This is a genomic window from Bradyrhizobium sp. SHOUNA76 (genome assembly GCF_023006445.1).
Lineage (GTDB): Bacteria > Pseudomonadota > Alphaproteobacteria > Rhizobiales > Xanthobacteraceae > Bradyrhizobium.
Map to the genome: position 1 here is coordinate 1 of NZ_JALBHA010000191.1, position 10652 is coordinate 10652.

The 10652-nt window shown below is 64.6% G+C and carries 8 protein-coding genes and 3 pseudogenes; 1 reads left to right on the forward strand and 10 read right to left on the reverse strand.

The window, feature by feature from the left end:
* Positions 1–214 (reverse strand): annotated as a pseudogene (locus MOV74_RS19890) (two-component sensor histidine kinase); the annotation flags it as partial.
* A 13-nt stretch (positions 215–227) separates the two neighbouring features.
* A pseudogene (locus tag MOV74_RS19895) lies at positions 228–641 on the reverse strand (helix-turn-helix domain-containing protein); the annotation flags it as partial.
* 265 nt (positions 642–906) lie between these two features.
* Between MOV74_RS19895 and MOV74_RS19900 the strand changes: the two are divergent.
* Entirely contained in the window at positions 907–1437 is a 531-nt protein-coding gene (locus MOV74_RS19900) for a PRC-barrel domain-containing protein (protein ID WP_246925886.1), read from the forward strand.
* A gap of 128 nt (positions 1438–1565) precedes the next feature.
* On the opposite strand, the gene MOV74_RS19905 is transcribed toward MOV74_RS19900, so the two are convergent.
* From MOV74_RS19905 to MOV74_RS19940, 8 genes and pseudogenes are all read right to left on the reverse strand, one after another.
* Positions 1566–2777 carry an ABC transporter substrate-binding protein gene (locus MOV74_RS19905; protein ID WP_246925887.1) on the reverse strand — a complete coding sequence of 404 codons (1212 nt, stop codon included), beginning with the start codon at positions 2775–2777 and terminating at the stop codon, positions 1566–1568.
* 360 nt (positions 2778–3137) lie between these two features.
* Entirely contained in the window at positions 3138–3968 is an 831-nt protein-coding gene (locus tag MOV74_RS19910) for an ABC transporter permease (RefSeq protein WP_246925888.1), read from the reverse strand.
* Positions 3965–5227 carry an ABC transporter permease gene (locus tag MOV74_RS19915; protein ID WP_246925889.1) on the reverse strand — a complete coding sequence of 421 codons (1263 nt, stop codon included), beginning with the start codon at positions 5225–5227 and terminating at the stop codon, positions 3965–3967. Before MOV74_RS19915 ends, MOV74_RS19910 begins: the two co-directional genes overlap by 4 nt.
* 22 nt (positions 5228–5249) lie before the next feature.
* Complete coding sequence (locus tag MOV74_RS19920; protein ID WP_246925891.1) at positions 5250–6308, reverse strand: ABC transporter substrate-binding protein; 1059 nt, start codon at positions 6306–6308, stop codon at positions 5250–5252.
* Between the two features lie 62 nt (positions 6309–6370).
* Positions 6371–7480: an ABC transporter ATP-binding protein gene (locus MOV74_RS19925; protein WP_246925894.1), complete on the reverse strand. Its 1110-nt coding sequence runs from the start codon at positions 7478–7480 to the stop codon at positions 6371–6373.
* Between the two features lie 125 nt (positions 7481–7605).
* Complete coding sequence (locus tag MOV74_RS19930) at positions 7606–9168, reverse strand: DUF4403 family protein (RefSeq protein WP_246925896.1); 1563 nt, start codon at positions 9166–9168, stop codon at positions 7606–7608.
* A gap of 141 nt (positions 9169–9309) precedes the next feature.
* Positions 9310–9948, reverse strand: coding sequence for a glutaminyl-peptide cyclotransferase (locus MOV74_RS19935; RefSeq protein WP_246925899.1), 639 nt, complete (start codon positions 9946–9948; stop codon positions 9310–9312).
* Between the two features lie 28 nt (positions 9949–9976).
* Positions 9977–10652: pseudogene (locus MOV74_RS19940) on the reverse strand (helix-turn-helix domain-containing protein); the annotation flags it as partial.

Here is a 10652-nt window from a genome sequence, read left to right on the forward strand (position 1 = left end):
CGAGGCGCGGACGCTCGCTGGCCTCGGCCGAGCCGAGCAGCAGCGCCGCATCGGTCAGTTGATGGGCCCCGTCCGGCGGCGCGTCGGAGCGGTCCGGCCGGCTGATCAGGAACGCAGTGGTGACGACGAGATGGAGCGCGACAGTCGAAGCCAGCACCAGCGCGGCGATCTGCCCGCCGATACCCTTGAGGTGGAAGAACCCGAACAGCTTCATCGTCGCGTCCCCTTCAGCTGCTCAGGGACGCCGCAACCGCTTCAGTTCTTGCCGCTTCAGTGCTCGCTGCTTCAGTTCTTGGCGTGAACAGATTGCCGCCCGAGCGCACCGTCTTGATAAGGATGGGATCGGCCGGATTGGGCTCGATCTTGCGGCGGATGCGGCTGACCAGCACGTCGATGGAGCGTTCGAACGAGCCGGTGTTGCGCCCTTGCGTGAGGTCGAGCAAGCTGTCGCGCGACAGCACGCGGCCAGGCCGTTCGCAGAACGCGCGCAAGAGATCAAACTCGGCGCTGGTCGCCGCGACGCGTGCCCCTTCCGGATTGCGCTGCTCGCGCAGGCGCAGATCGATGTGCCAGCCCTCGAAGGCGAGCGTGGAGGCGCCTTCGATCGAACTTGCCGTTTGAGCTGCGGCCTGGCGGCGCATCCGGCAATGCCGACTTCTCCGCGCTTCTGATCGACTACAAGAGCTGACCTGAGCGACGCGGGTCGGCGCGGTCCCCGCCGCGATCGTGCTTCACCCAGAGCGCACGATCGTCGGCGGGAACCGTGCGCCGCAATATGTTCCTGAGTGACGCAGGAACAGCCCTTGCGAGCGCTCGCGCAATGCGCGACGAAATTGCCGCGCGCACGGAACTGCGTGTGATCAGCGCCGTTTTCTCAACACGAGTTTTTCGTTGAAGGAGAGGACAATGATGAAGTCGATCATCGCCGGCCTTGCCGGCACGGCACTGCTCACGACCGTTGCGTTCGCGCAATCGCCGACCGCCACCACCGACAAGGCGCCGACCGCGGCCACCGCCACGACGACGTCCACCACCGCGTCCGGCCAGTGGCGCACGTCCAAGATGGACGGCCTCAAGGTCTATAACGAAGCCAACGAGAACATCGGCACGATCAACGACCTGCTGATGGACAAGAACGGCGACATCAAGATCGCGGTCATCGGCGTCGGCGGCTTCCTCGGCCTGGGCGAGCATCTCGTCGCCGTGCCCTATGAGAAGCTGAAGTTCGTGAACGAGGCCGTCGCCTACACCGGCACCGGCACGAACCCGGGCGCCAAGCCCGCCACGACCACGACGACGGGCGCTGCGACCGGCACCGACAACAAGCCTGCTGCGACCGCGACGTCGACCACGTCGAAATGGTATCCGGATCACGTCGTGTTCAATGCGAGCAAGGACGAGCTGAAGAACATGCCCGAGTTCAAGTACTCGGAGTAATGCGGCTCTGATCACCTAAACGAAGCGCGCCTGGTTTTCACCGGGCGCGCTGTCGTGTCGTTTCGCTGCCGCCGTCGCTCTTCGAGCTATGGCGGACAAGTCGCTCGCAATGACGGAGATTGCGGAAGCTAGTGCGTCACCAGGGGGCAGCCGCCCTTGTCGAGCGGACGGAAGGCCTCGTCGCCGGGCACGGTGGCGATCAGCTTGTAGAGGTCCCACTCGCCCTTGGATTCCTCGGGCTTCTTGACCTCGAACAGATACATGTCGTGGACCATGCGGCCGTCGATGCGGATCTTGCCGTTCTTGGCGAAGAAGTCGTTGATCGGCGTCTTGCGCATCTGCTCCATCACCTTGGGCGCCTCGTCCGACTTGATGGCGTCGATCGCCTTCAGATAGTGCATGGTCGCCGAATAGAGGCCGGCCTGGATCATGGTCGGCATGTGGCCCACCTTCTCGTTGAAACGCTTGGAGAAGGCACGCGTCTCCTCGTTCATGTCCCAGTAGAATGCGTCGGTGACGATCAGGCCCTGCGTCGCCTTGATGCCGAGCGAATGCGTGTCGGTGATCTCCTGCAAGAGCGCGATCATCTTCTGGCCGCCCTGCGTCAGGCCGAACTCGGAAGCCTGCTTCAATGCGTTGGTGGTGTCGCCGCCGGCATTCGCCAGCGCGACCACCTTGGCCTTGGAGGCCTGGGCCTGCAGCAGGAAGGAGGAGAAGTCCGACGAGTTGAGCGGATGGCGGACCTCGCCGAGCACCTTGCCGCCGCTCTCCTTGACCACGTTGGCGGCGTCGCGCTGCAGCGCCATGCCGAAGGCGTAGTCGGCGGTGACGAAGAACCAGGAGTCCTCGCCGCGCTTGACCATCGCCTTGCCGGCGACGTTCGACAGCGCATAGGTGTCGTAGGTCCAGTGCACCGTGTTGGGCGAGCAGGCGGGGCCAGTGATGTCGGACGAGCCGCCGCCGGAATTGATGTTGATCTTGTTCTTCTCCCGCGTCAGCGCCGAGACCGGCAGCGCCACCGAGGACGTCGGCACGTCGAAAATCGCATCGACCTTGTCGTTGTCGTACCAGTTCCGGGCGATGTTGACGCCGACGTCGGGCTTGTTCTGGTGGTCGGCGGCGACTACGGCGACCGGCTTGCCCGCGACCTTGGCGCCGTAATCGGCAACCGCCATTTCGACGGCCGCGAGCGAGCCCTTGCCGGTCGCGTCCGCATAGAGGCTCGACATGTCCGTGAGCACGCCGATCTTGACGACGTCATCGGAAATCTGCGCGCGCGCAGTGCCCGCTGTGGCGGCGAGGGCGAGGCCGGCCGCGATGGCGGCGATGAGTTTTTGCATGGTTGTTGTTCTCCCTGTGTGTTGTTGTTTGGGCTTTGTTGCACGAGAGTTTTAACGCCTAATCGAAGGCGCAGCTAAGCGATCCCCGCAGTAGCGGGATGCAAAATAGGAAGGGACGAGCGGTGTTCCCTTCGCAACTCCTGTAAACGATGAGGTTAAGCAGCATCAGCGGAGCCGGAATCGTAGGGTGGGCAAAGGCGCACTTGCGCCGTGCCCACCACCGGTCGAACACTGCAACAGAAGCGGTGGGCACGCTTCGCTTTGCCCACCCTACGATACTGTGGTTGCGGAGAGAGACCCCTCATCCGGCACGCACTACGTGCGCGCTACCTTCTTCCACAAGGGGAGAAGGAAGAAGTGTCAGGCGCTGCTGCCCTTGAGCCGTTCGTTGCGTCGGCGCAGGCCCTCCAGGGTGGCGAGGAGGATGACCGATACCGTCGTCAGGATCACCGCCGCTGCCGTGATGGTCGGGCTGATGTTCTCGCGGATGCCGCTGAACATCTCGCGCGGCAGGGTGCGCTGCTCGGGACCCGCCATGAACAGCACGATGACCACCTCATCGAAGCTGGTCGCGAAGGCGAACAGCGCGCCGGATGCGAGGCCGGGCAGGATCAGCGGCAGGATCACGCGGCGGAACGCATACAGCGGCGAGGCGCCGAGCGAGGCGGCGGCGCGTGCCAGATTGGTGTCGAAGCTTTGCAGCGTCGCGCCGACCGTGATCACCACAAAAGGCGTCGCCAGCGCGGTGTGGGCCAGGATCAAGCCGAGATAGCTGCCCGTCAATCCGATCGGCGCGAAGAAGAAATACAGGCCGACCGCGGTGATGACACCAGGCACGACGACGGGCGACAGCACGAAAGCCAGCACCAGCGGCTTGAAGCGGCTCTTCCACTGCGCCAGCCCCAGCGCGGCCAACGTGCCGAGCACCATGGACAGCGCCGTCGAGGCGACGCCGATGATCATGCTGTTCTTCAGTGAATTCATCCAGCGCGGCGAAGTGATGAAGTCGTCGTACCAGCGCCAGGATAGGCCGGGCAGCGGATAAGTGAGATATGAGCCCGAGCTGAAGGACAGCGGCATGATCGCCAGGATCGGCGCGATCAGGAAGATGAACACCAGCGCGGAGACAACGATGGTCGCGGTCCACGCGATGCGCTGGCTGGGTGTTCGGAGAGAGGAATTGTCGCTCAATTCTTCATGCCTCCCGTGACCTGCTGTCCCTGCACCAGCTTGCCGTAGACCAGCGCCAAGAGAATGGTGGCTAGCAGCAGCACCGCGCCGAGCGCCGAAGCCAGACCCCAATTGGCCGTCTCGGTGGTGTAGAGTGCGATGAAGTAGCTGATCATCTGATCGGCGGCGCCGCCGACGAGGGCCGGCGTGATGTAGTAGCCGAGCGCCAGGATGAAGACGAGCAGGCTTCCCGCGCCGACGCCGGGCAAGGTCTGCGGCAGGTAGATCCGCAGAAAAGCGGTGAGGGGTGGCGCACCGAGCGAGGCGGCGGCGCGCATGTAAGCGGGCGAGATCGCCTTCATGCTGCTGTACAGCGGCAGGATCATGAAGGGCAGGAGAACGTGGGTCATCGCCACGCAGACGCCGAAGCGGTTGTAGATCAGGCGCAACGGCTCGTCGATGATGCCGAGCCAGTGCAGGCTGTCGTTCACGACGCCTTTGCTCTGCAGCAGCACGATCCAGGCGCAGGTGCGGACCAGGAGCGAGGTCCAGAACGGCAGCAGGACGAAGATCATTAGGAGGTTCGACCGGCCGGGCGGCAGCGTCGCCAAGAGGTAGGCGACCGGGAAGCCGAGGATCAGGCAGAGGATGGTGACGCTCAGGCTGATGATGAAGGTGCGGGTGAACAGGCTGCGATAAATCGCCTGATCCGGCGCGGCCGCGACGATCGCGCCGTCCACGTTCCGCGTCAGGTCGAGCGCCGCCAGAAGGTAGAAGCCCGTGATGGGGCCGCCGGCATCCTTGATCGCCGTCCATGTCGCGCGTTCGCGCCAGGCTGCATTGATCTTGCCCAGCGTCTCCTTGGCCGCGCCGGGCTCGGGAGTCGCTTTGAGATTGCGTGCAGTGCTGGTCAGGATCGTGCGGAAACCGTTCAGCGCGTAGTTCAGCCGTTTGGCCGCGATGGCGATGGTGCCGGCGGCGCGAGCCGCCTGGATGTCGCTTGCCAGCGCCGCAAAGGTGGTTTCGTCCGGCAGGTCCTTGCCGTCCCAACTAGCGAGGGCCGCGATAGTTTGGGGCAGAACCTGACGCACCTCGCGGTCATCGACCGAACGCCACAGCATGCCGGCGATGGGCCCTGCGAAAGTGAAGAGCAGGAAGACGAGCAGCGGCGCGACCAGCGCCAATGCCTTGACCTGGCGCGTTCGCTCAGCGCGCCTCAATCGGCGCTTGAGCGGCACCTCGGTCGACGCATTGGCGCTGGTCATGAACGCATTCGTCATGGATCGAGCCTTGCGGGGCCCGCTACTTCGCGGCCCATTTGTTGAAGCGCTCGGTCAGGCGGTCTATATTCTCGAGCCAGAAGCCGACGTTGATCTCGACCGCGTTCTTGATGTTGTCAGGCGCGGTCGGCAGGTCTTTCAGGACGGCGGGCGCGAGCTTGCCGGCCGCGTCCTTGTTCGAAGTCCCATAGGCGATGTTCTCCGACAGCTTCGACTGGTTCTCCGGCTTGCCCGCGAAGTCGAGGAACTTGTACGCAGCGTCCTTGTTCGGGCTGCCCTTCAGGATGACCCAGCTGTCGAGGGTGAACAGCGCGCCGTCCCACACCATGCCAAAGTTCTTCTTCTCGTTCTTGTTCGCGGTGTCGATGCGGCCATTGTAGACCGAGGTCATGGCCACCTCGCCGGAGGCGAGCAATTGCGGCGGCTGGGCGCCGGCCTTCCACCAGACGATGTCGCCCTTGATGGTGTCGAGCTTCTTGAAACCGCGCTCGACGCCCTCGTCGGTCGCGAGCACCTTGTAGACGTCCTTGGGCGCGACGCCATCGGCCATCAGCGCGATCTCCAGCGTGGTCTTCGGGCCCTGACGCAGGGCGCGCTTGCCGGGAAACTTCTTGGTGTCGAAGAAGTCGGCCCAGCCGCTCGGAGCCTCCTTCAGCTTGTCCTTGTCGTAGCCGAGAACAAAATCGTAGAGGATGGCGCCGACGCCGCAAGGATTGACCGACGGCGGGATATAGGCGGCTTCACCGCCGATCCTGGTATAGTCCATCTTCTCGAACAGGCCTTCCTCGCAGCCGACCGCGAGCTCATCGCTCTCGACCTGGACGACGTCCCAGGTGGCGGCACCGCCCTGCACCTTGGCGCGCAGCACGCCGACGCCGCCGTCCCAGGACTCGTCGTTCATGGCAATTCCGGCCGCCTTCTTGAACGGCTCGAAGTAGACCTTCTTCTGGGCATCCTGATAGGCGCCGCCCCACGACACGACGGTGAGGTCACGCGCCTCCGCGACCGTCGCCAGCGCAGCGCTGGCACTGAACGCCGCGGCGAAACCCAGAGCAATCTTGCCAATCTTGCGCTTTTGCATGTGTTGGTTCCTTCTTCGTGTGAGTTGCGTTGAGCTTGATTGTTCTCAGGTCCGGTGTTGGATCAGACAGGATCGAGGGCCAGGCAGTCCTCCGGACGGAAGCTGATGAAGACGCTTTCACCATGCGTGAGGTCATGATGCGCTCCCGGCGGAAGCTTGACCATGAACTCCCCGTTGCCGGCGACATCGAGCACGGCCAGCGCGTGGTCGCCGAGATAAATCGCGTTCTGCACTTTCGCCGGTAGCCGGTTGGGTCCGTCGCTGGAGCTGCCGTCGGGAAGTAGCGTGACGCGCTCCGGCCGTACCGACAGCGAGGTCGACGCGCCCGCGCCTGCTATATTGACCGCCCGTGCCGTCACAGTGCCGCCACCAGCCAGCGCGACGCGGCAATAGTCCTTGTCGACCGTCTCGACGGTGCCGGCCAGCACGTTGTTCTCGCCGATGAAGTGGGCGACGAAGCTGTTCACCGGACGCTCGTACAGCGCGTCGGGCCTGTCGATCTGCTGCACGATGCCGTCGTTGAACACGGCGATGCGGTCCGACATGGTGAGCGCTTCACTCTGATCGTGGGTGACGTAGACGACTGTGATACCCATCCTCTCGTGCAGTTGCTTGATCTCCAGCTGCATCTGCTCCCGCAGGCGCTTGTCCAGCGCGCCAAGGGGCTCGTCCATCAGCACGAGCTGCGGATTGAAAACCAGCGCGCGTGCCAGCGCCACCCGCTGCTGCTGACCGCCGGAGAGTTGTCCGGGTCGCCGGTGCGCCAGGGCTTCCATCTTGATCATGCGCAGCGCCGACTTGACGCGCTCCTGCGCGTCCGCCTTGCTCGTCTTGCGAACGGATAGCGGGAAGGCGATGTTCTCCGCGATCGTCAGGTGCGGAAACAAGGCATAGTTCTGGAACACCATGCCGATGTCGCGCTTATGCGGCGGCATGTTCTTGATCGGGCGGTCCGCGAGATAGATCTCGCCATGGGTCGGAACTTCGAAGCCGGCCAGCATCATCAGCGTGGTCGTCTTGCCCGAGCCCGACGGGCCAAGCAGGGTGATGAACTCGCCCTTCCTGATGTCGAGATCGAGGTTCTTCACTACGAGGTGCTCGCCATCATAGGTCTTCTGAATGCCGGAAAAGCGCACCAATGCCGGCGCAGGCGTGACCATGCCGGCTTCCATGTTGTCCTCGGCTTGCCGCTACAATGCTGTCAGCACCTCGTTCGAGGTTGCGAGGAACAGCTTAGCACCCTCCGATGAGAATGCCAGCGGTGCGAGCGATGAAGACTCGCGCGCCCGCGCTACATCTACGGCAGCTTCGTCACCGACACATTCAGCGTGCCGCCGGCTTCCGCGACCACGCGCAGCGTTTTGGAATCGAAGGCGATGTCGGCGAGCGTCAGGCTGTCGATCTTGGCCTCGACCTTGAGGCCGTCCTCGCTCTTCTGGTAGTCGGCGATTGCGGCGGCGATCTTCTCGCGGGCATTGGCAGCGATCGGCTTCAGATCGAGCGTCGCCTTCTGAAGCAGCGCCTGCTGCATCTGCGGCACGACCGCGCGCGCCGCGGCGCCCAGGAGGCCAAACGCCGCCTCGGATTCCACCGCGAGCTGGATGTCGGTGAGCCGCAGCGTCTGCTGCGCCTGATCGAGCACCGGCCGGCCCCAGATGTGCACGGTCGCCTCGGCGCCCAGACCGAGCCAGCTCTTCTTTTCCTTGGCGCGCACCAGGAGCGAGATCAGCAGGCGTTCGCCCGACGGGATCACATTGACGCTCTTGACGGTGACATCGACCGGACCGGAGCCGTCCTCGGGATAGGTGCGACCGACCATCTGTGCCGTGATCAGCTTGTTGATCTCGGTGAAGGGCACGTCGATGGGAACGCCGATATTTACGCCGGTGCCGGTCGGCGGCACGATCGAGATCTTGTCGGGGAACGGACAGTCCGGCTTGGTCGGCGTCGAGGTGACGCGCGTCTCCGCCTCCAGGCCCATCAGCAACGTCACGGCATGCGCATCGACGCGCGGCTGCGCGGCGATGGCGCGGATCGGCTTCATCTCCAGCCAGAGCGGCGGCAGCCCGGTCGAAGAGCCCGAGCCCTGCAGCGGGATCGAGCGGCATGCCTTGGCCCATTGCAGCTTCGCATTCTCGCGCAGGCTCGGATCGTTGCGGATGCGTTCGGAGACGGCATTGATCTGCTCGCCGACATTCTTGTCGATCAGCGGCTTCACCTGCGCCGGTACGTTGACCTTGGCGCCGGCGACGTTGACGTTGGTATCGCCGAGATTGACCTGCGCGCCGAGATTAGGCTCGAGGTGCCAGTTGGCCGCGAGCTTCGGGCGCGAGGTGACGACCACGTTGCCCTTGATCTCCGCGCTGGCGTTCAAATTCTTGATGTTGACTGCGCCGATCCGTTTTGCTGCGTCACCGCCGAGCACGCTGCCGAGCGCGTCGCCGAGCGCACCTGTGGCTTTCGAGGACAGCGAACCTGTCACGTTCAGCTTGCCGCTGAGCGGCGTCGAGATGGTCAGCACGTCCTTGTCGCCACTGGCTGCCATCGGCCCGCGCACGGCGGTCCAGCCGATATCGGCATTCTCCAGGATCTGCGAGATCGGGTTGTCAGCCTTGCCTGCGAAATTACGCGGCGCGGCCTTTTCGGCCTGCTCGCGGATCGCCGATATCGCGATCGCAACCGGGGCGATCACGATCGAGCTCTTCGCCACCGGCGGCAGCGGCGGCAGTTGCGCCACCGGCGGCGCCGTTGTCGTTGCGCGCGGCGACAGCCAGTCCATCGCCTTCAAGCTGACGAAGAACGACGCCGCGAGCACCGCGACGGCGATCAGGATGGTCTTCAAGTTCAACGTTAGTCGCATCAGTCCCCCAGGCCGCCCGGCGGGGATTCTACAGGGCGGACGAGGAGGGCGCTAGAGCGCACCGATGGGGTGGAATTGGGGCGAATGGGTTAACGGCAGCGACCGCATCGCTGCCGTGCGTTCAGGGCCATCGTCGTGACCCTAGCCGCGCCGGGGACGGCGGACCGCTCTCACATTGCCGTTGGCACCGCCGCCGCAGAAGAAGCGGTCGCCACCATCGGACTCCAGCCCCGACACGCCCGTCCCGGCGGGCAGGTCGAGCTGCTCGAGCACCTTGCCCGTCTCAGGGTCGATCCGCCTGATGTCGCTCTCTTCGTTCTCCCAGGTGCCGTGCCATAGCTCGCCGTCGACCCAGGTCACCCCGGTGACGAAGCGCTTGCTCTCGATGGTGCGGAGAACCTTACCCGTCTCCGGATCGACCTGGTGGATCTTGCGTTCGCGATATTGCCCGACCCACAGCGAGCCCTCGGCCCAGGCCAAGCCGGAATCGCCGCCGCCGCCTGGCGCCGGAATGGTGGTGAGCACCTTGCCGGAGGCCGCATCGATTTTCTGGATGCGATCCTCGGCGATCTGGAACAGGTGCCGGCCATCGAACGCCGTGCCCGCATGCGCGGCGACATCGATCGAGCGCGCGACCTTGCCGTTATCAGGATCGACCGCATTGAGCTTGTCACCGGATGCGAACCAGACATGACTGCCGTCATAGGTGACGCCATGCACGGCTTCGACGCCTGCAAAAGGCCCATACTCTCTGATGATCTCGGCGGCTGAACGTTTCATGTGCTTGATCCCTGTGATGTCACCCATCCTACGTCTTCAGCAGCGGCGAGGGGAGTAACAAGGCTGTCGGGAAACCCGGGATCGGCGGCGTCATCCAGCGCCGCGCACGCCCTTGTCCGAAGGACTGCACCTTGTTCGATCGCGTCAGCTCGTCGAGGGCCCGCTGCACCGTGCGCGCACTCGTTCCCAGCGCCAGCGCGAGCGCCGAGCTCGACCAGGGCTCGCCATCGGAGAGGAGGGCGAGGATCGTGGCGTGCTTTTCCTCGACGGGCCGTGCCAGCACGAGAACCTGCCGCGTCTTGCGCGGTGTCAGCGCAAAACCCTGCTTCGTCGCGGTCACATCGGCGAGCGGCCTGAGCTTCGCGCGGAGCCGCCCGATCTCGACCCGCAATCGCGCGCGATGCGATTCATCGAGATGCCGGGCCTGAAACGCTGCTGTGATCAGCGCCTCGCGTGAGACATCCGCAGGCCATGCTTGCGCCAGGATGCGCGCGAGCGCGAACAGCACGGGCCGCGTGCCGAGCGACACGACGGTGTCTTGCCTGCGAACCGAATGATGGAACATGTCCACGACAAGCGCCGCGGAGGTGGCGAGATCTTCGACCTGTTCGAGCAGCAGCGGCCGTTCCTCGCCGCGCGTGATCAGCCGCGCCGCCGGCGTATCGAGCAAGAGGCTCGTGCTTTCGACCTCGGCCGTGTGCGCG